At 44.9% G+C, this 20260-nt stretch carries 24 protein-coding genes and 1 pseudogene; 14 read left to right on the top strand and 11 right to left on the bottom strand.

Annotation, left to right across the window (positions count from 1 at the left end; translation table 11 throughout):
* Nucleotides 1–41: 41 nt before the first annotated feature.
* From pth to psbH, 3 genes are all read right to left on the bottom strand, one after another.
* On the bottom strand, nt 42–647 hold the full coding sequence (gene pth, locus V2H45_RS01910) for an aminoacyl-tRNA hydrolase (RefSeq protein ID WP_330481915.1): 606 nt from the start codon (nt 645–647) through the stop codon (nt 42–44).
* A gap of 39 nt (nt 648–686) precedes the next feature.
* On the bottom strand, nt 687–995 hold the full coding sequence (locus V2H45_RS01905) for a TatA/E family twin arginine-targeting protein translocase (RefSeq protein WP_330481914.1): 309 nt from the start codon (nt 993–995) through the stop codon (nt 687–689).
* A 160-nt stretch (nt 996–1155) separates the two neighbouring features.
* Nucleotides 1156–1350, bottom strand: a complete 195-nt coding sequence (psbH, locus tag V2H45_RS01900) for a photosystem II reaction center phosphoprotein PsbH (RefSeq protein WP_330481913.1) — start codon at nt 1348–1350, stop codon at nt 1156–1158.
* Nucleotides 1351–1430: 80 nt separating this feature from the next.
* Here psbH and psbN point away from each other — a divergent pair, with 80 nt between their 5' ends.
* Nucleotides 1431–1562, top strand: a complete 132-nt coding sequence (psbN, locus tag V2H45_RS01895) for a photosystem II reaction center protein PsbN (RefSeq protein ID WP_330481912.1) — start codon at nt 1431–1433, stop codon at nt 1560–1562.
* Between the two features lie 20 nt (nt 1563–1582).
* Nucleotides 1583–2029, top strand: coding sequence for a molybdenum cofactor biosynthesis protein MoaE (locus tag V2H45_RS01890; protein ID WP_408648699.1), 447 nt, complete (start codon nt 1583–1585; stop codon nt 2027–2029).
* A gap of 59 nt (nt 2030–2088) precedes the next feature.
* On the opposite strand, the gene V2H45_RS01885 is transcribed toward V2H45_RS01890, so the two are convergent.
* Both V2H45_RS01885 and V2H45_RS01880 read right to left on the bottom strand, forming a co-directional pair.
* Nucleotides 2089–4617, bottom strand: a complete 2529-nt coding sequence (locus V2H45_RS01885) for a DUF5682 family protein (RefSeq protein WP_330481910.1) — start codon at nt 4615–4617, stop codon at nt 2089–2091.
* Nucleotides 4618–4633: 16 nt separating this feature from the next.
* Complete coding sequence (locus V2H45_RS01880) at nt 4634–4789, bottom strand: hypothetical protein (RefSeq protein ID WP_330481909.1); 156 nt, start codon at nt 4787–4789, stop codon at nt 4634–4636.
* Nucleotides 4790–5060: 271 nt separating this feature from the next.
* On the opposite strand from V2H45_RS01880, the gene V2H45_RS01875 reads away from it, so the two are divergent.
* Both V2H45_RS01875 and V2H45_RS01870 read left to right on the top strand, forming a co-directional pair.
* Nucleotides 5061–5339, top strand: coding sequence for a hypothetical protein (locus tag V2H45_RS01875; RefSeq protein ID WP_330481908.1), 279 nt, complete (start codon nt 5061–5063; stop codon nt 5337–5339).
* Nucleotides 5332–5592: a type II toxin-antitoxin system RelE family toxin gene (locus V2H45_RS01870; RefSeq protein ID WP_330481907.1), complete on the top strand. Its 261-nt coding sequence runs from the start codon at nt 5332–5334 to the stop codon at nt 5590–5592. The genes V2H45_RS01875 and V2H45_RS01870 overlap by 8 nt, the downstream gene beginning before the upstream one ends.
* Before the next feature lie 7 nt (nt 5593–5599).
* On the opposite strand, the gene V2H45_RS01865 is transcribed toward V2H45_RS01870, so the two are convergent.
* Nucleotides 5600–6751, bottom strand: coding sequence for an ATP-binding protein (locus V2H45_RS01865; RefSeq protein ID WP_330481906.1), 1152 nt, complete (start codon nt 6749–6751; stop codon nt 5600–5602).
* Between the two features lie 200 nt (nt 6752–6951).
* Between V2H45_RS01865 and V2H45_RS01860 the strand changes: the two genes are divergently transcribed.
* The 9 genes and pseudogenes from V2H45_RS01860 (at nt 6952) to V2H45_RS01825 (ending at nt 14340) form a co-directional block, all read left to right on the top strand.
* On the top strand, nt 6952–7209 hold the full coding sequence (locus V2H45_RS01860; protein ID WP_330481905.1) for a hypothetical protein: 258 nt from the start codon (nt 6952–6954) through the stop codon (nt 7207–7209).
* 186 nt (nt 7210–7395) lie between these two features.
* Nucleotides 7396–7761, top strand: a pseudogene (locus V2H45_RS25505) (type I restriction enzyme HsdR N-terminal domain-containing protein); the annotation flags it as partial.
* A 51-nt stretch (nt 7762–7812) separates the two neighbouring features.
* Nucleotides 7813–9957: a DEAD/DEAH box helicase family protein gene (locus V2H45_RS01855; RefSeq protein WP_408648698.1), complete on the top strand. Its 2145-nt coding sequence runs from the start codon at nt 7813–7815 to the stop codon at nt 9955–9957.
* A 15-nt stretch (nt 9958–9972) separates the two neighbouring features.
* Nucleotides 9973–10149: a hypothetical protein gene (locus tag V2H45_RS01850; RefSeq protein WP_330481903.1), complete on the top strand. Its 177-nt coding sequence runs from the start codon at nt 9973–9975 to the stop codon at nt 10147–10149.
* A gap of 68 nt (nt 10150–10217) precedes the next feature.
* Nucleotides 10218–10460, top strand: a complete 243-nt coding sequence (locus V2H45_RS01845) for a type II toxin-antitoxin system Phd/YefM family antitoxin (RefSeq protein WP_330481902.1) — start codon at nt 10218–10220, stop codon at nt 10458–10460.
* The gene (locus tag V2H45_RS01840) at nt 10457–10720 is read left to right on the top strand and encodes a Txe/YoeB family addiction module toxin (protein ID WP_330481901.1); all 264 of its coding nucleotides are present in this window, start codon (nt 10457–10459) and stop codon (nt 10718–10720) included. Before V2H45_RS01845 ends, V2H45_RS01840 begins: the two co-directional genes overlap by 4 nt.
* 156 nt (nt 10721–10876) lie before the next feature.
* Nucleotides 10877–13393 (top strand): N-6 DNA methylase, encoded by a 2517-nt coding sequence (locus V2H45_RS01835; protein WP_330481900.1) that lies wholly within the window; start codon nt 10877–10879, stop codon nt 13391–13393.
* 151 nt (nt 13394–13544) lie between these two features.
* Nucleotides 13545–13898 carry a four helix bundle protein gene (locus tag V2H45_RS01830; RefSeq protein ID WP_330481899.1) on the top strand — a complete coding sequence of 118 codons (354 nt, stop codon included), beginning with the start codon at nt 13545–13547 and terminating at the stop codon, nt 13896–13898.
* Nucleotides 13899–14064: 166 nt separating this feature from the next.
* Nucleotides 14065–14340: a MoaD/ThiS family protein gene (locus V2H45_RS01825; RefSeq protein WP_330481898.1), complete on the top strand. Its 276-nt coding sequence runs from the start codon at nt 14065–14067 to the stop codon at nt 14338–14340.
* Nucleotides 14341–14356: 16 nt separating this feature from the next.
* On the opposite strand, the gene V2H45_RS01820 is transcribed toward V2H45_RS01825, so the two are convergent.
* The gene (locus V2H45_RS01820) at nt 14357–14674 is read right to left on the bottom strand and encodes a hypothetical protein (protein ID WP_330481897.1); all 318 of its coding nucleotides are present in this window, start codon (nt 14672–14674) and stop codon (nt 14357–14359) included.
* Between the two features lie 241 nt (nt 14675–14915).
* On the opposite strand from V2H45_RS01820, the gene V2H45_RS01815 reads away from it, so the two are divergent.
* Nucleotides 14916–16190: a peptidoglycan-binding domain-containing protein gene (locus V2H45_RS01815; protein WP_330481896.1), complete on the top strand. Its 1275-nt coding sequence runs from the start codon at nt 14916–14918 to the stop codon at nt 16188–16190.
* A gap of 79 nt (nt 16191–16269) precedes the next feature.
* On the opposite strand, the gene V2H45_RS01810 is transcribed toward V2H45_RS01815, so the two are convergent.
* The 4 genes from V2H45_RS01810 to V2H45_RS01795 form a co-directional block, all read right to left on the bottom strand.
* Nucleotides 16270–16482, bottom strand: a complete 213-nt coding sequence (locus tag V2H45_RS01810) for a DUF2997 domain-containing protein (RefSeq protein ID WP_330481895.1) — start codon at nt 16480–16482, stop codon at nt 16270–16272.
* 189 nt (nt 16483–16671) lie between these two features.
* The gene (locus V2H45_RS01805) at nt 16672–17688 is read right to left on the bottom strand and encodes an SDH family Clp fold serine proteinase (protein WP_408648697.1); all 1017 of its coding nucleotides are present in this window, start codon (nt 17686–17688) and stop codon (nt 16672–16674) included.
* A gap of 94 nt (nt 17689–17782) precedes the next feature.
* Nucleotides 17783–18892, bottom strand: coding sequence for a serine hydrolase (locus tag V2H45_RS01800; RefSeq protein WP_330481893.1), 1110 nt, complete (start codon nt 18890–18892; stop codon nt 17783–17785).
* 211 nt (nt 18893–19103) lie between these two features.
* Nucleotides 19104–20216, bottom strand: coding sequence for an alpha/beta hydrolase family protein (locus V2H45_RS01795; protein ID WP_330481892.1), 1113 nt, complete (start codon nt 20214–20216; stop codon nt 19104–19106).
* Nucleotides 20217–20260 lie beyond the last annotated feature (44 nt).

The raw sequence follows: 20260 nt of genomic DNA, 5'->3' as shown, positions 1-20260 counted from the left end.
GAGATTCAGGATTTTGGTGTTGGGTGTTTGAGCGTGAGAATTTAAATACTGACACTGGCACTGTTATACAAACTCATGGTTTTTTCGATGCCATCTTTGCCGATGCCTGTAACTACAGACTCAGTCAGTCGAAATAACTCGGGCAAGATCGGAGCCTCTTCGGCGGAAAACCCACTCAATACGTGGCTAATCGTAGATGAAGTATGTTCTGGTTTACCGCGACCGATGCCCAAACGCAAACGTGGAAATGCCTGGGTTCCTAAGTGAGCAATGATCGATTTCATGCCGTTATGCCCGCCCGCTGAACCTGATTGCCTCAGCCTAATCTTGCCCAGTGGCAGATCCATATCGTCATAAATTACTAAAACCGATGCAGGTTCGCATTTATACCAATCGATCAGCGATCGCACCGATTGTCCCGAAGCATTCATAAAAGTTGTGGGCTTGAGTAAGCGAATTTTGCCACCCGTAAAGGCTCTACCCTCACCGACAATGCCCTGAAATCGCTTTTCGGCTGCGAGTTTAATGCCCCAAGCCTGGGCTAAGCGATCGACCGCCATAAAGCCAATATTATGCCGAGTGCGTTCGTACTCAGCCCCCGGATTTCCTAAGCCCACAATCAACGCGATCGGAGATGAGTCAGCCATGAATCGTTTATCAATGAATCTTGCTTCAAAGTATTTAGATTAGGTTTCGATCGCTTCAGCGGCTTCTTTAACTGGCTCTTTTGCAGGTTCTTTAATTTCTTCTATGGGCTCTTCTTTAGCCTCGACTTTGGGCTGAGGAGCAGGAGTGGTTGCCACAGTTTTGGGCTGCTCTAGTAAGTCTGCCTCGCGCTTAAACTCTGACTCAAATTCGCGGGAAGCATCTTGAAATCCTTTAATTGCTTTGCCCATACTTTTGCCGATTTCTGGCAATTTTTTAGGTCCAAAGATCAGCAATGCCACGATCATAATCAAAATCATTTCGGGTAAGCCAATGCCAAAAATATTCATACTTCCTGAAATACTCCCTTAATAACTTTGCCAATATATTGTCCCAAACTTACGGCAAAGCCCCGCCATGCAGCAGGGCATTGTTAAAGCTGGTGTTTGTTCGCTATGACTGATTTGACTAATTAGCACTCATCCAAACAAAAAATGCGAGCTTTGCGATCTAGCCACCCCAGTTGAGATTCACACCTTCAAGAATCAAGGAAGAATTGTACAACTGAAGAATAATCAACAAAAATACGAAAAACAGCCCCATAAATACCGCCATTACGGGTGTCGTTCCCCAACCACGGGCAACTTTACCATATTCGGCATTGAGTGGTCTGAGGATATCTCCTAGCCAAGTGCGTTGTGACATAGTGATTATTTAAAACAGCGATTGTTACGAAATAGTATAATTCTAATATTAAAGCACTTACTAAAGCACCAATTCAATTCATGGACAATGCAACTTCGATTTCTTTAACCATCGCCGTCTTTTTGGTTTGCTTAACGGGCTTATCCATCTATACAGCTTTTGGCCCTCCTAGCAAAAAACTGGGCGATCCTTACGAAGATCATGAAGATTAAGGCATTTTCCTAGAATGGCTATTGACCCCGACGACTTTAAGCTGACCTTTGCACCGCTAGACGTGTCAGAGGCTTATCAGGCTGCGGATACTGCCAGAAATGGGGCAGTGGTCTTGATGAGTGGCATGGTACGCGATCGCACGGATGGTAGAGCGGTTGATTATCTCGACTACCAAGCCTATGACGCGATGGCTTTGCGGGTTTTTGGGCAAATTTCTCAAGAATGTCGGCAGTTATGCCCCGATCTCAGCCGTGTTGTAATTCACCATCGGTTGGGTAAGTTGCGCGTGGGTGAAATTAGCGTGCTGATCGCGGTAGGTTCGCCCCACCGTGTCGAAGCCTTTACAGCTTGCCGTCATGCCATTGATAGCCTCAAACAAAATGCCCCGATCTGGAAAAAAGAATATTGGTTAGATGGCGACAGCACTTGGGTTAAGGGGATGAATGCCCAAATGCTTTGCCCTTGAAAAAACACTTGGCGCAGAACTCAAATATTGAGCGGTAATATTTTTAATTGCAATTGGGACTACCGAATCAAGCGATCGTGTTGTAGGGATTCTGTGAGTAGTTGCTCTAAACGCAGCCCAAACTGTAAATCGGCTTCCGTAAAGTGGCGATTTGTGAGATCGCCTAGTTCTGGTTGGCGATCGCTCTCTTGATAAAAAGCAGCGACGATCGCGGCGACCTTATCGGTTTCTCTAGGGGTTAAATCTGCAAATGCTAGGCGAAATTCTGGTAGGACATGCAGAAACTCGTCATCATCCCAAACCTGAAGTTGGGCGTCGATCGCTTCTAAAAGGCGCGATACATTCCATGCCACCTCGCGGCAGGTATAGAGAAGTCCTTGCAAAAAGCCCGCCCCACCTGTAATCTGTCCAGAGGTTCCTGCTGGCGATCGTCCTGTAGAACTTCCTATGGAGCTCTGAAGATATCCCATCCCTAGGGTCACAATTTCTGACTCGGACAATAAGCCTGCACGATACAAGATGCCTGCAGTTCCTCCAGCGATCGTGGGATGACTCTGCGGTGTGGCTAACAAATGATGGAGTCCGTCATAAAACAGATCGGGATCGAAGGCTGTAGAATCGCTCTGGCACAGTTCAAGAACCGTGCCAAATCTGCCTAAAACACCCATCCCTTCTTCCTCCGAGCAGTTAGAAAGATCGGGCAGCAAATAACAGAGGCGTCGATAGGCGATCGCACTCAATGCGGGAATTTGGGTAAGATCGTGGGCTTCTAAAGGTTCGCGGGATTGCCATATCAAGACTAACTGACTCACAGCATCGACCAAAGATATAAAGGCAGGATCTTCAGCAATATTGGTGGCAATCAAGTCCAATAGGCGCTCTGTATGAGCATGTAAGCCCATGCAACAGGCAGAGAGCAAGATACGCACAGCTTCTAATGCCGATCGCGATTTTCCCATCTCTTCCAATTGGGCGATCGCCTGTTGTAAGAGATAAACTGCGGCGGTTTCGAGGGTGGTTCCATATAGCGATCGCTCGATTAAACTGCTCTCTGTCTGGGGGATCCAACGATATTCCCATACTTCTTGCAGGCGATCGAGTTGTCTGCCTTGGACGAAATCAGGCCCCGCGACAATACGTGCAAACGGAATCTCTAAGAAATGCAGAGTATGTAAGAAACGACTGGCTTGGCGATGGGCAACTTTCCGATAAATATCTAGGGTGAGCGACTGCGGTAGGGAGGTATCAATTTTAAAGCGCAAACGACGGGCAATCTCGCGAAAATCATTCACAATCGGCGGGACTCCCACATCGGGCGGCAAGTCTCCGATGCGATCGCCTGTCAACATCTGCCTTACCAGACTCATCAAGATCGTACCTTCGCCATCCATAGCTCCCTTGACAAAGCAACTGCGAATGCCATCGAGCAAGTCTTCGCGGGTGGGGGCTTGATGATGGCGAAAGGCGGCAAGGCGACGGGCTTGTTCTAGGGCAGCGATCGCATCGGCAGTAGATAGCGCCGTTCCTGCAGTTTGGGCACGGGTTTTGTTGCCAATTTCCACTAAAATCTGATTTGCGGTTTCCAAAAGAGGATTGGAAGTTCCTTTCTGCAATTCTTGCCAGAAGCGCTGATAAAACTCAGGAGCAGGCATACCTGCACCGTAACCATTGAGGGCATCCAATTGCTCAAAGCTATACCGCATCAATACGGTTTGTCCTTCTTCGGGTTTTAGAATGAGTTTGGGTAGAGGTTGAATAGATTCTTGTAAAAACGGTAACGCCACAGTATGAAATCCTCCCGTAATCACGAGTATCTTTTCTGCTGGTTGTATCTTTTGCTGAGTCGATTGAATTATCGATTGAATTGCTGATGCCATCGCTCGTTCTCTTGCCAGCGTTCCATCTGTTTCTAGGATTGGTTCTGGCGAGTCAAGTCTTGCCATAAAGCAATAGGCTGCGACATTTTGGATAAAGCTAGAGGTGGAAGTTGTCTGAAAATTCGCTTCAAACAGGTGATCCCAGAGGTCATCGACATCGCGACAACCCGTCTTTTTTGCTAAAGCTGTCAGATAGGCACTGCGCCGAAAATAGCTCTCTTCCAATAACGCGCGGGTTTGTGTCGCACGATCGAGGTTCGGATGTTTATGGGAAGCGATCGCTTGTTGAGCAAAGGTCAGATCGATAAATTCAAGCTTGGCATTGACAGAGGCTCCCACTCGCAAAGCTACGAGTTCGGGAGAATAGTCACAAAAGGGATAATATCCTGCAAATCTCTGGGCATCTGAGCTGAGCGAATTTCCCTCTGGCAGTTCTCCCAGTCGCTTAGCCGTATCGATATAGGTCGTATAAACGGCAAAGGGTGCTTTTGCCCGTTCGTGCAGCATAAATGGAATCAGCTCCGTCATGTCGGCAGGCCCTTCGATTAAAATGACCGCAGGCTTCTCAGTAAGGATGAGCTGTTGGATATGCCAAGCGCAAGCAGGACTATGATGCCGAATCGGAAAGAAAATCAGATTGTTTTTGACGCACTCTGTCAGCGATCGCAGGAAGCGATCGAGTTCTTTTGGGTTAGGAGCAGAATTTTTCATAACGATCGGCGATCGCTTACAGTACGTGAATATTAAGGTAACTCAATAGCCTTAGTGCTTCAGCCGTATAGCTAAGATTGCGCCTTTGTTTGTCGCCTTTGGGTATTGGCTGAAAGTCCTCGTCAGGGTATTCAATTGTCGAGATGAGCTTGAGATCGCCAGAAATTGTCATAGTGGCACGCCAAGGCAAGTGAGTTCTAACTTGAACCTAGCATATCAAATTGGCTATGGATATCCTGAGATTTGGTCGTAGCGCACCAAAATTTTCAGCGAGTCAATCACCAAATTCCTCAAAGACAACTAGCTTGAGAATGATTTGAGTCACAGATGACAGAAAGTTGCTGCTTTGGAGATAATGGATTACATTAGATGCTATGAGCTAAACTAAGCGTGTTCCCACTTTTCCCATCCACTCTCAGCCAGATAACTCATCAAGATTTGCGATGAATACCACGGATAATTTCCCAGTAGAAGATAGGTCGTCGTTAAGTATCGTATCAGTGACAGAGCTGCAAAAACAGCTTAATGAATCGCTGAAGCAACTATCACCAGAACGACTACAGGTGCTTGTCGATTTTGCAGCTTACTTAGCAAACGCTGAAAGCGAAGCTGCAAACCAAGAACTATTAACAATTCCTGGATTGCTAGATCGCATTAAGCAAAATCAAGCAACCCCTAAGACCCAATATATAAACTGGAGAACTATTCGGTCAGATGTATGAAGTTCTTCTCCATCCTGATGCTCAAAAGGTTTATGCCAATGCTGACAAAGTTTTAGCGAAGAAAATTGCTCGATGTTTGCAGCAATTAGAGCAAACTCCTCTTTCTCATCCCAATATTAAAGCTCTTAAGGGAGATTTGGCAGGATACTATCGCTATCGCATAGGAGACTATAGGGTTATCTATTCAGTAGAAGATAAACTCGTGCAGGTATTTGTTGTAGCGATTGCCCATCGCGGTGAGGCATACGACTAGGAACATGTCATCGCAACCATTTTCGTGCCTTATAGTAAGTTTCCCAAATTGGGAATTTTTGGGCTCTTGCTTTGACCACGACGTCAAAGTAGTGTTTGAGTTTCTTGGCATCTTCGGGGTTGTCTTTGAGAACCGTACCCACGAGATTTCGCACAATATGTTCGCCTTCGATCGCACCGTTACCAAAATAACAGGCATCCAAGCCAGCGGATACGCCCACAGCTACGGCTTCGGCGGTGGACATAACCGTAGAAGGACGTTCGATTACGGTTCCCTCTTCAGTTCTACCTTCTCTCAGATCGTGGAACGTAGTGACGAGTAAATCGATCACATCAATATCTAAGTTTACATTCGCCTCGGCATCTGCCAGTAATGCTTGGGTTTGTTCCATCACCAGCTTGAGTTCTAATTTTTTGTCAGAAATTGGTTTGACCGTCTCAAAGTTAAAGCGACGTTTGAGCGCACTAGACATATCATGCACGCCGCGATCGCGTATATTTGCCGTAGCGATAATATTGAATCCTTTTTTGGCAAATAGAATCGAATCATTGTCGGCTAGTTCTGGAATATGTAGGACTTTATCCGAGAGAATGCTGACAAGAGCATCTTGAATCTCTGGCGGACAGCGGGTGATTTCTTCAAAGCGCACGAGTTTTCCAGCTTTTAAGCCTGTATAAAGGGGAGAGGGAACCAGTGCTTGTAAGCTCGGTCCTGCTGATAGTAATAGAGCGAAGTTCCATGAGTATTTAATTTGGTCTTCGGTCGTACCTGCGGTTCCCTGAATTGTGTTGGTGGAATCGCCCGCGATCGCAGCGGACAGCAATTCCGAAAGCATCGATTTTGCTGTACCAGGTTCGCCTACGAGCATCAAGCCGCGATTTCCCGCTAGCGTGACGATGCAGCGATCGACGAGAGCATCATCGCCATAAAATTTTTCTGTGATGACGGTGTTGGTCTTTTTGTTTTGCCATTTATGGGAGAGGGCTTTGCCATCGGAGCCCAGAATAAACGTGCGCACGGCACGGGGTGAGAGCAGCCATCCAGGGGGCTTAGCGTCGGTATCGGTGGCAGCAAGGGCGTGGAGTTCCTGAGCAAATCTGATTTCAGCAGGCGATCGCACTGCATTTTGGATGTCTTTTTGAATTTCTATTTGGGGCATTATTTTTGAGACTCTGATGTTGGGCGGAATTCTTCAAACAATTAGAGAGGGGATTTTCATTTGTGGTGGATTACAAAGCCAAAGGACTGCAATCTTCGATTAGGTATTTATTGGGATATATCGCGATCGCAGATAAAAATTAAATGTTAGTTTAGAATAACTAGCTCAAAATTCTGCATAATATTAAGAGGATTAAAGCGATGACGATTGTGGAAAAAGCTGTGAGTATGCTTCAGCAGTTGCCAATCGAAAAACAGCAAGAGGCATTAAGTTTTATTGAATTTCTTGCTTTTAAGTTAGGCGATCGCCAAATTAGGCAATTTCCTGAAAACTCAACCGCAAAAAAACCTGAAGGTTCTCCACGCGATTTATTGAAAAAATGGGAAGGGGTGATTGAAGGTGGGGTAGACGATCTTTCCTTTAATAAGCAACATATGGAAGGATATGGTCAGTCATGAGTCAGCGTATCATTCTTGACACGGGTGCTAAGGGCTGCGATCGCGATCGGCACTAGTCTCAAAGCTGAATAAATTAACCCAAAATTCGCCTAAAAGCTTGTTTTAAGGTAGTTAGACGCTATTTCTATATCTAAATTGCTTTATAGTGAGATTAAACAGAAAAATACTGTCTGGCGTTCAGTGTTAATGCTGGAGTTCTCCATGGGAAATAATGAAGCTACAGCCCGAATTAAGATCAATAGACTGCTTGAGTCGGCTGGCTGGCGTTTTTTTGCGGAAGGGGAACAGCCTGCGAATATTTGTCTTGAATCTGGCGTGCAGATTACATCATTGGAACTGGATGAGTTTGGGGAGGATTTTGAGAAAACGAGAAAGGGCTTTGTTGATTTTCTGCTGTTGAATGAAAGAGGCTTTCCGTTTATTGTTTTGGAGGCAAAGGCGAGAAATCTCGATCCCCTAGTTGGGAAGGAGCAAGCACGGGATTATGCGAACTCGCAGAAGTGTCGTTTTGTAATTTTATCTAATGGAAATTTGCATTATTTTTGGGATTTGGAACAGGGCAATCCCTATGAGATCGTTAATTTCCCTACACCGCAATCGGTGATGAGTTATCAAAAGGTGATTGCTGAGCCGCAACAGCTTGTCGATGAGGTGATTGATGATAACTATGTGGTGTTGACGCAATATCCTAATTATGAAAATGATGCAGGATGGAAGAATGAACTGGAAAGAGCGAGTTTTATTGAGAAGAATAAGTTACGCTTTTTGAGAGGTTATCAAAAACAGGCGATCGCAGCTTTACAGGATGCAGTGCAAGCAGGGAAAGAGCGTTTTTTGTTTCAGATGGCGACGGGAACGGGGAAAACGCTGACTTCGGCGGCAGTAATCAAGTTGTTTTTGAGGACAGGTAATGCGCGGCGGGTTTTGTTTTTAGTCGATCGCATTGAGTTAGAGGAGCAAGCCAAGAAAGCTTTCGACCTACTACTCAAAAATGATTTTAAGGCAGTAATTTACAAGGAAAATCGAGATGATTGGCGACGTGCGCCTATTGTGGTGACCACGGTGCAGTCATTGCTGACGGGTAATAAATATCGCGATCGCTTTTCACCGACGGATTTTGATTTGGTGATTTCCGATGAGGCACATCGCTCGATTGGTGGGCATTCACGGGCGGTATTTGAGTATTTTATTGGCTACAAATTGGGACTGACCGCAACACCAAAGGATTATCTGAAGCAATTTGACAAGGCAAACCCCACGACTACAGATCCGCGAGAATATGAGCGGCGAATGATGTTAGATACCTATCGTACTTTTGGCTGTGAGGATGGGATTCCGACTTTTGCCTATGGCTTGAATGATGGTGTTAGGGATGGTTTTTTGATTCAGCCGACGGTGGTGGATGCAAGGAGTGAGGTAACGACAGAGCTTTTGTCTAAGGATGGTTTTGTTGTGCAGTTTACCGATGAGGAAGGTGAAAATACAGAAGAGAGCTTTAAAATTCGACAATTTGAGAAGCGCTTTTTTTCGACTGCGACAAATCAGGTTTTTTGTAAGACTTTTTTAGAGAAGGCTCTGCGCGATCCGATTAGTGGCGAGATTGGCAAGTCGATTATTTTCGCGGTGAGTCAGCCCCATGCGACTAAACTTACACAGATTTTAAATGAGATGGCAGATCGGATATTTCCCAATAAATATCAATCGGATTTTGCCGTGCAAGTGACTTCGCAAATTAAGGATGCTCAACAGTTTACGAGTAATTTTACAAATAATAATTTACGCGGTTCGGCTAACTTTTTGGAAACCTATCGCACTAGCAAGGTGCGGGTATGTGTGACGGTGGGGATGATGACAACGGGCTATGATTGCCCCGATCTGTTGAATTTGGGGTTGTTTCGTCCAATTTTTTCACCAACAGATTTTATTCAAATCAAGGGACGGGGAACTCGTAAGCATAATTTTTTGAATGATTTGCATGACGAAGATCTTAAAGGCAGCATAAGGGAGCCAGAAAAGACTTGTTATAAGTTGTTTGATTTCTTTGCGAACTGTGAATATTTTGAAAAGGATTTTAAATATGATGAGGTATTGGCGTTACCGAAGCCTAAAGGTGAGACTACGGACGATCGCGATGATGGAGATGATGACGGTGAGACGGTGAAAGGAATTGCCAGTTATGAGCATCTCGGAAGCGATATTTTGTTGAGTCTCAAGGAAGAGGCGATCGGCTATGGGGGGATGAAGATCGATCGCTTGTATTACGAGCGGTTTGAGGAGGTAATTCGCAGCGATCGCGAGTTAGCGGCAGCAGTGGAAATGGGATATTGGGAAAGAGCGATCGCCTATGTAAATCAAAAGTTTTTTAACGATCCCGAGCAGTTTTATACGTTGGAGAAGTTGCGGAAGGCGGCGGCAGTAGATCGGCGGTTGGAACTGCGCGAGATATTGGAAAAGATTTTTGGTTTGATTCCGAGATTTAAGTCTAAGGATGAGTTATTGGAGGAGGAGTTTAATAAGTTTGTGGCGGACAATCAGCCAGAGGAGGCAATTCCAGCAATTAAAAATTACTTTAAGGCTTATGTGACTAATGACCAAACTCGTAAAATTATTGAGGCTAAGAACTATATTGAATTGGCGACAAATGCGTTCTTTTCACTTGATGATTTTAAGGCTGTGCCGAAGTCATATCGCGATTTGATTCCTCAGTATGTGAGGGAGTTTGTTTCTTTGGAGAGATTTGCTGGGTGAATTACGAATTACGAATTGGGAATTACGAATTACGAATTGGGAATTGGGAATTGGGAATTGGGAATTGGGAATTGGGAATTACGAATTGGGAATTACGAATTGGGAATTACGAATTGGGAAGCTTTTTCAGGTTTAGGTTTGGGATTGCTTGCACCGCAAGCCGCAAGTCAATTGTTAATTCGTAATTCGTAATTTAAAAAACCATTGACGTACTAGATAGCGTACGGTTATAGTTGAAGATATTTTCTAAATAATTCAAAATGCCAACTTTTACAGCTAGCGAGGCTAGGGCTAACTTCTATCGTCTCATCGATGAGGCTAATCAGTCCCATGAGCCGATTTTGATTACGGCGAAGCGTGGCAATGCGGTTTTGTTGTCGGAGGAAGATTGGCGGGGAATTCAGGAGACGCTCTATTTGTTGTCGATACCGAATATGAGGGAATCTATTCAAGCAGGATTAGCTACGCCGATCGCTGATTGTGATGAGGATTTGAACTGGTGACTTGGAGGGTTGTATATACAAAGCAAGCTCAGAAGGATGCTCAAAAACTGGTGTCGGCTGGTTTAAAATCTAAGGCTGATAAATTGCTAGATATTCTCAAAGAGAATCCTTATCAAACGCCCCCAAGTTATGAGAAGTTAGTCGGTGATTTGGCGGGTGCATATTCTCGCAGGATAAATATTCAGCATCGCTTGGTTTATCAAGTTTTAGAGAGCGATCGCATTGTTAAGGTGATTCGGATGTGGACGCATTATGATTAATTACGAATTTGGGAGAATTACGAATTTGGAGAAATTACGAATTACGAATTACGGGGTGGGGATTGGGTATGGCTTAGGAGCTATAATATTGTACCAATTTGTAATTATCAATTATTAATTCGTAATTCGCAATTGTTAATTCGTAATTAATGAAAAATGCTTGATTCTGAAACTAAACGCCGCATTGATACTGCTCGTGACATCTTGGTGGGGAAGGTTCCCGATCCAAAGTCGCAGGTGGAACAGATTACGATCGCGCTGATCTACAAGTTCATGGATGATATGGATGCGGAGGTGGAGGAGTTGGGGGGCGATCGCACTTTCTTTAAGGGGGAGTTTGCGAAGTATGGTTGGGGGCTGTTGATGAGTCCGAGTGTGGGTGGGCATGAGCTGCTAAACCTTTACAGTGAAGGCATTAGCACGATGCCGCAGAATGCGGGGATTCCTGCGTTATTTCGAGATATTTTTAAGAATGCGTATCTGCCCTATCGCGATCCTGAGACGCTGAAGAGTTTTTTGAAGGTGATTGATGAGTTCCAATACGATCATTCGGAACGGTTGGGGGATGCGTTTGAGTATTTGCTCTCCGTGTTGGGTTCGCAGGGGGATGCGGGGCAGTTTCGCACGCCGCGCCATATTATCGATTTTATGGTGGAGATTTTGCGCCCTCAAAAGGGTGAGGTGATTCTCGATCCTGCCTGTGGGACGGCGGGTTTTTTGATTTCGGCGTATAAGCATATTTTGCGAAACAATCAGGATGCGAATGGGAATAGTACGCTTACGCCCGATGAGAAGGGGCTGATGGCGACTAATTTTAAGGGTTATGATATTTCGCCCGATATGGTGCGGTTGTCGTTGGTAAATCTCTATTTGCATGGGTTTAAGAGTCCGCAGATTGCAGAATACGATACTTTGACTTCTGAGGATAAGTGGAATGAGTTTGCAGATGTGATCCTTGCGAATCCGCCGTTTATGTCGCCGAAGGGTGGGATTAAGCCCCATAAACGTTTTTCGATTAAGGCAAAACGGAGTGAGGTTCTGTTTGTGGACTATATGGCAGAACATCTCACGCCAAGGGGTAGGGCGGGGATTATTGTGCCTGAGGGGATTATTTTTCAGAGTCAGACTGCTTATAAGGATTTGCGTAAGATGTTAGTTGAGAATTCGCTAGTGGCGGTGATTTCACTTCCTGCTGGGGTTTTTAATCCTTATTCTGGGGTAAAGACTTCGATTTTGATTCTCGATAAGTCTTTGGCGAAGAAGACGGATAAGATTGCGTTTTTTAAGGTGGAGAATGATGGGTTTGGTTTGGGAGCGCAGAGGCGGGCGGTGGTGGGGGATGATTTGCCGTTTGTGTTGGAGGAAATTAGGAATTACGAATTACGAATTACGAGGGGAGTGGGGGAGAATTACGAATTAGGAATTACGAATGATGATCGGGTTTTGATTGTACCGAAGTCTAAGATTGCGGCTAATGGTGAATATAATTTGAGTGGAGAAAGGTATAGGGAAAGTACGTTAACCAGTAATGTTTTTCCATTAGTTAGAATTGGTGATATTTGCACGATTAATCCACGCAAGAATCAATTATCAGATCTTAGCCCTGATACTCTCGTCTCATTTGTCCCAATGGCAGATATTAACGAGCATCAGATGACATTTCAACCTATTGCAGAAAAATTGCTTTCGGAAGTGACATCAAGTTATACATACTTTGAAGATAATGATGTTCTATTTGCTAAAGTTACGCCATGTTTTGAAAATGGAAAAGCTGGTATTGCAAAAGGACTAATTAACGGAATTGGATTTGGCTCTAGTGAGTTCTATATATTAAGAAGCTCAGATCAAGTGCTGCCTGAATTTCTCTATTTCTGCATAAATCATCCATTTTTTAGAGATCCAGCAGTTGCCCAAATGACGGGTACAGGAGGTTTACAGCGCGTACCAAGGGATTATGTAGAAAATTCTAAAATCCCTTTGCCCCCGATCGCTATCCAAAAAGAAATAGTCGCCGAAATCGAAGGCTACCAAAAAGTCATCAACGGCGCTCGTGCAGTCATTGATAATTATCGACCTCATATAGCGATTAATCCTGATTGGGAAGTAGTGAAGTTATCCGATGTAACCGAAAGCATTAGTGACGGCGATCATATGCCACCACCAAAAGCAGAAAATGGAATCCCTTTTATAACAATCTCAAATATCAACAAAAATAATCAAATTGATTTTTCAAAAACATTTTTCGTTCCCGAAGAATATTATGAAGCTTTGAAATCACACCGAAAGCCACAAAAAGACGATATTCTCTACACGGTAACAGGATCTTACGGTATTCCCGTTTTGATTGAAGCTGACATCAAATTTTGCTTTCAAAGACACATCGGCTTAATTCGTCCATCTGCAAAAATCAACACCCGTTATTTGTACTATCTACTTAGTTCTAGTTTTATTCTCAATCAAGCGGATTCTGCTGCAACAGGAGTCGCACAAAAAACAGTTTCACTATCTACATTGCGAGACTTCTCCATTCCAGTTCCACCTCTCGAAACCCAAAAAGCAATAGTCGCTGAAATCAAAGCTGAGCAAGCCCTTGTCAATGCCAATCGCGAACTCATCGAGAGATTTGAGAAAAAGATTCAAACAGTCCTGAATAGAATTTGGGGAGAGGGATAAATTTTTTAATTACGAATTATCAATTACGAATTACGAGTTAAAATTTCCTCATTCGTAATTCGTAATTCCCCTCCCTCATTCGTAATTCCCCTCCCTCATTCGTAATTCCCCTCCCTCATTCGTAATTCGTAATTTTTCATCTCCATTGCTCATGAAAGATAACCTCGTCCAAACAAAAAGCTACGCTTTTGCAGTTCGGATCGTGAAGCTTTACCAATATTTGACAAGCACAAAAAAAGAATATGTGCTGTCTAAACAAATATTACGATCGGGAACCAGCATCGGCGCAAATGTTGAAGAAGCGATCGGAGGACAATCAAAAGCTGACTTTATCCACAAACTATCCATAGCCTATAAAGAAGCCCGTGAAACAAGCTACTGGCTAAGGCTGCTAAAAGATACCGATTATCTGACACAAAAAGAATTTGAAAGCATACATCCCGACGTAGAAGAACTATGTCGCATTATCGGCAGCATCCAAAAAAGCACAAAAATCAACTCGTAATTCGTAATTGATAATTCGTAATTAAAAAAATACTATCAATTCGCAGTTACCAAGCGATTTATCAAGTTTTTTGCCGCTTAAAGAAAACCTCAATAATCCCGAACTTGTGGGCTAGTAGTTTATAATCGATAAGCCTGTTTTAATTGTTCGGAATTTATTAAACGATATGGCTGTTAAAGTTCTTATTCCCACACCTCTGCAACAACTCACCAACAATCAAGCCACTGTAGAGTGTCAAGGGGCAAATGTTCAAGAAATGCTGGACTCCTTAGAGGCTAACTGTCCTGGCATCAAAGCTCGTATTTGCGACGAGCAAGGTAATCTCCGCCGCTTTGTTAACTTTTACGTAAATAGCGAAGACATTCGTTTTCTTGATGGTGCGAATACGGCGCTCAGCGATGGCGATGAAGTCAGCATTATTCCTGCGATCGCAGGCGGTTGAGTCGATAGTTAATTGCTTAATCTGACGACAGTGAAGCAAGCGCTTGTTGTAATACCCACTCAAGCGCTTGCTTGCCCTTGTTAAAATCTGAGGGTGGTTTGTAGTTGCCACCCCAGTTTCGCAACCATTCTGAAATTCCACTGAGCGCACCGCCAGCAAAATTTCCCACTTGCTGAAATACCTGCATGGGGCCAATCCCTGTAGCAATTTGTAGCCCAAACACCACGAGAGCAACGAATAGGGCTGTTTTAAAAGTGGTTTTGATAATGCTCAGCAATCCCCAAATCAGCAAAACGGAAACTACAAGTGCTCCGAGTAATAATGCTGCGTTCATAATTAAGCCTACGTTCTGTGTAATCGAGTACCGAAATTCATTGTAAGCGTAGAACCTGAATTCACTTTAAATTCGTGCTCAAGGCTGGCGCGGATGATTTTAGGAAGAATTTACCTGTATGACGAATTTTTTTAACTAAAAGTGGCGATCGATGACTTTTTCTAGCACTTTAATGTTTTGTCATGTAAATTCCCCTAAAATATTCATATAACCATCGCCTTACCTGAGTGGATGTATCAGTATGGAATTTGACGCTTATCTCCATGGTGCGCTAGTACAAGAGCAAGTAGAGCAAGGAATTGACATTGAGCCTAACTTAAATTGTGCAGCCTTGAATGCAACGTTTGAGTCAGCAGGCGCAGCAAAAACGATCCTATGTACGGGACTCGCAGCAAGTACATTAGTGGTTAGCCTTAGTACAGTTCCCGTTCGGGCAGCCTTGGCTTCAGGTAGTTCCTCCTCTGATATATCTTTTGTGCAAAGTCTATTGGCAAGACGAGGCTTCGATCCCGGGGCGATCGATGGCATTAAGGGCTCGGCAACGGAAGCCGCGATCGCCAAAGCACAAACCTATTACGGCTTAGAGGTGGATGGTGTCGCGGGTTCTCAGACCCTCGCCGCACTCCAAAATGATACCTATGACCTTGGGGGCAGCTCAAATCCTTCTGTGCCCGATCCTACACCTGTGACGCCTGTTAGTAGTTCAACTACCGTCGATTTGCAAACCCTGTTATCGAGTCGAGGTTTTTATCACGGGGCGATCGATGGCATTAAAGGTCCCGCAACCGAAGCCGCAATACTACAAGCGCAAACATTTTACGGCTTAGAGGTAGATGGTGTTGCAGGTTCCCGAACGATCGCCGCACTCCAAGCCGATCCCTATAATTTGTCAGGGGACTCTAATCCCTCTACGCCGCCTGCTTCTACCACACCTCCTATCACGAATGTCAGTAGTTCGTCCGTTATAGATTTGCAGACTTTACTATCGACCCGAGGTTTTTATCGTGGGGCGATCGATGGCATTAAAGGCCCCGCAACCCACGCCGCAATTCTGGCTGCACAGAAATTCTATGGCTTAGAGGTAGATGGTATTGCTGGGGTAAAAACGCGATCGGCACTAGAGCGTGATGGGGCATCTCAACCCGTTGCCACTACTGGAGATGTCAAACCTACGACTCCTACCAGTGGCGGCGATACAAAAGCCAATGGAGATGTTAAACCTACTGCTCCGAGTAGCGGCGATGCTACACCCGTTGCTGCCAACAGTGGAGATGTGAAGCCCCCTGCTACGAGTGGTGGTTCGACCAGCAGCAACCCAAATAGCATGAGTAAAGCTGATGTAATTGAGTTGCAAAAACTATTAACTGAAGGGCGCTTTGGGCGCTTTTACGATGGTCCAATTGATGGTATTTATGGCGCATCGACCGTTCAAGCTGTAAAAGATGCTCAACGCTTTTTGGATTTACCCGAAGATGGCATTGCAGGTGCCAAAACGATTGCTGCCTTAAAGTCCTAAAATCTCTCATTTTCAGCCAGCATTTGCGCGTAGAAAGTTTGCCGAATAGTCTACGCGCAAATTTTTACGCTCTCAAAGGCTAGAACTGGCTTTGATACTGGTTTTCCTCTACAGACTCTGTTACGGTGTCTTCATAATATTCTGGCAGTAGCTCGCGATTTTCAACTTCTCCTAAAGCTGCCTCAACGCCTGATGTTGCTGAAACGCAAGCTTGACCAGAGCCGCCGATCACTTTTTCAGTAATCTTGCCGTCTTTACCGATTAGGTATTCAATCTTTTGGTATTCAGACATATAATTATTCCTAGAATGTTTTGCTAGCAAAGGTTTTGTGGTTTACTGCCGATCTTTGGCTTAGGCTTAAAATATGGGGCTAACGGTAAATTAAACATAACCTAAAGTAGATCAATTGATTTTAGCCTTGGATTGCGTTCGAGCTGGTTGTTTATCTATAGAAACGTAATCTTTCGTAGTTGTACGTTCTCATCTGATATGAAACTGAGACATGACCTTCTCACCATCAAGCAGTTCTATTCTTCTCCAAGAACTCTCATTATTCAAGGACTGCCAACGACGTTCTTCCTTCATATAGGCTAAATCTTGATCGTTCTGGTAATAAACTTGACTTCCGATTGTTTCTAGGATGTTTAGAATCTCATTGTCATGGTAATTATATTCATTAAAATCAGTAATCGCTTTCTGAGCCATCTCTGAATATAAGGTGTTCAAATCAATTAACAGATCGTTGACCGTTGGGCTTAAGCTAGAAATCTTTAATCCAATACGCTTTGCCTCCCTGACCGTGATCGGATAGCTATGGGAAGGATAATTAGAATTGAGAACTTTACTGATGCGTTCGCACTCCTCTCGATCTTCAATATGATAGGAAAGAATTTCTTCGCAGAGTTTGATCGAGAGAGAACTAGCGCGATCGATCGCACCGACTACCAAAGGGTGAACGTATTTAAAAATATCCGTGTAAGGATTGCCCTGACCATCTTGGGAGTTACTGTTCCACAATGCCACAATCCGCGCCAGCTCATCTTGGCTCACGCTGACTCTACGATTATGCAGCTCGTCAATCGGCGAAAGTTGATGGGTTAGCGAAGAGTCGATCGCGGTTAAATATGCCAATGCCCCCATCTGGATCTCATCGGCACCCAGGGCAATCATCGTCGCTGCCGAAGCGCACTCTAACGGCACGAGGGCAATCATATTCTTGTAATATTCTCTGACCAAATTCACAAATTGAAGTGAAGCTTCGACATTCCCACCACTAGATTTAATGAAAATCGCAATCTTTTCGCCTGGTCCTATTTTTTTGAAAACTTCATACAAAGCTAGAACGTCGTTTGAACAGACACCACCCCGCGCAGAAGTCCAGTAAGCTAATATCTTGTATCCTGTCAGTATCTCTAGCTTTGCAATTATTGTTTGGGTCTCATCAAAAAGCAGTGGAGGTTGCTTGACTCTTTTGGGCTCAGAAGGTTCGTTCATGATTATTTCATTCAAAGATTGAGTTCAATATATGCGGCAAAAGAAAAGGGTTAGGTGCTTCGAGTCATCTCAACGATGCGATCGCGATCGCATGGCGCTAAAAATTTTCGCGATCGCTAATATATTGGGCAATGCGATGAATGCAATCTCGCAAACCCTCCTCACCTCCTGTATTGTCATCAATTACGGTCACGATATAAATTTTCTCCGCGATGCGCATGGCTAAGGTTGTTCCTAGCACGTCCGAAGTTTGTCCTGTTTTTTCACCCAACCACTCTGCGGGGGTGTTTTGCAATGCGGCAAAACCAAGATCGAGATCGGACTGCAACCGCAGTGCCTCCACCAAGAGATAGGCACTCGCATACTTGAAACTATAGGTATCTAGCATGATCTGGGTAAGCTCATCGCTCGTCAACCGATTTGAGTCATTCCCTGGGTCGGCAGGCATGGTTTCTTCGCCTACAACTTTAAAATTAACTTCTGTCGATGGGTAACCGAGATCGTGCAGCGTCCGATTCATGTAATCCCAGCCGAGGTAATCGATCAACTGATTGGTGGCAATATTACTGCTATGGGTAATCATTTCAAACAGGAGCGTCTTGAGCGGCAGTTCCTCGCCAACCCCAATATCACTCTTGTCTTCAGTAAAGTTATCGGGCGAAACCAAGGTTTTGGTATTGAGGCTGAGATTCTCTGCATCCGATTTATGCAACAGTAACAAAGCGATCGGAACCTTAATCAAACTGGCTGGATTGTCTAAACGCTGGTTGCCCCTCAAATGGCGACACTCGCCGCCTAATTGACAGACCGTAATCATGGTCTTGGAGGACAACCCACTTTCTGTCGCAATTTGGGCTAAAAATTCTGAATGCTTAACTTCTAAGGCATAGGCATCCGCAGTGATGTGCTTGCGGCTGCTGGCAGCTAGATCGTCGATTTTGGATAGCGCCAGCATAGACTGTTGCTGTTCTGCCACGAGGGCATATTGTGTCGATCGCGTCCAACGCGACCCTGCTTGCGAAAGGCAAGTTAAGACCTCATCGCGGCAGCCGCCTGTGCGTTTGAGGATTTTTAAGGGATCTTTTTTTAAGGTGGAAGATAGGGACGTATTCCGATCGCCTGTTGATAGCGAAACCGATGAGAGCGCGGAAATACCTACCGCACAAGCAATTCCAATCAGGGCAAGTAACCTACGACTTAGTTGCATACCTCAGTTAAATTCCTAAGCAAAGAGGTTTGTTGCCTCAAGATTAACTTTATCTTAACCTAAACGATGAAAAGCTCTTAGCGAGCGTTTTTCAGAATTCTTACGGCTTGGTATGGTTGGGAAAAGCGATTCCCCTATTGGGGATGCATTCTGCCGCCTTGCGAAGAACTCAAACCTTAATCTGGCGAGAATTCAGGCAAATAGGGATTGCTCAGCCCTGCCAGAGCACATTGACGCCGCGATCGCTGCGCGCACCACTTTTTAAATAGTCCATCGCTACCCCATCATCGGTGGCATAGGCGCGCAAAAATGCCGCTGCCCACCGTGAAATGGTATCGATCGCCGCTTCTTGGTCGATCTCAGGGCGGGCTTTCTCCTTGGGCGAACCAGAGGGATTGTCCCGATCGGCAATACCGTAGTGATTAGCGCCCAAAACGCGGACAAAAGCTTTGGGCGGTGTCTGCACGATATCGTAGGTGCTCTTTACGGCGCTATCGGCAATCAAACTGTCTTTACTCCCGACCATAAACGCAATGGGAATGCGATCGTTTTTAATCGAAATAAAATTGCCGTCGTACCACAAATCTGAACCATAAAAGACGCCTGCCAGTAGTTCTGGTGGACGCGAATAGGTTCCCACACACCAAGGCGGATCGCAGGCATTACGAATTGCATCCATGCCAATAAACCCACCATGGGAATGGCCGATTAAGACGAGTTTCGTGACATCGATCGCACCCGCTAGCGGCGATTTAGGATTCTGGTTCTCTGCGCGCGCATAGGCAAGAACATCGGGCACTTCTCCTACCTGTGCGAACAGTTCGCGTTGACCGCGCACGCTCGTATAGTGGTTGGGCAGTACGACGACAAAACCATGTTTGGCGATCTGGGTTGCAAACTTGGAGTAAACCGACTTTTCCACATTAAAGCCTTGCAACAACAGAGCAACGGGAAAGGTCGGCTTAGAATTGCTTGCGATCGCCTGAGTAGGCTTGCTGGGTGTTGCGATCGGATAGTAGACATCGGCGCGATCGCCATTGGCAGGGATCGTGGTGGCATACTTGCCCACGCGATCGAATTTGGGTTCTAATTTTGATGCCAATATGGGTTCTGATTTGGCCTCTGATTTGGTGGCTGGATTGGGCATCGAAGCCAGCAAAACTTGTTGTGCTGAGGGCATAGCTTGTTCGACTCGCAATAATGCGGCAGATGTATGCGCCAACAGGGGAGACAATGTAGATCCTTTGATATCGGCGAACTGGCTAACCGCGATCGCGGTCAAAATGGCAAGGAGCATCAACCAAAGCATTCGCTGTACTCTCATCTCAAGTACCTCTAAACTAGCGATCGTCTTTCTTTAATCTAATC

Origin of the sequence: Tumidithrix elongata BACA0141 (genome assembly GCF_036349135.1) — a bacterium.
Lineage (GTDB): Bacteria > Cyanobacteriota > Cyanobacteriia > Pseudanabaenales > Pseudanabaenaceae > Tumidithrix > Tumidithrix elongata.
This window is presented reverse-complemented; position numbering and strand designations above follow the sequence as displayed.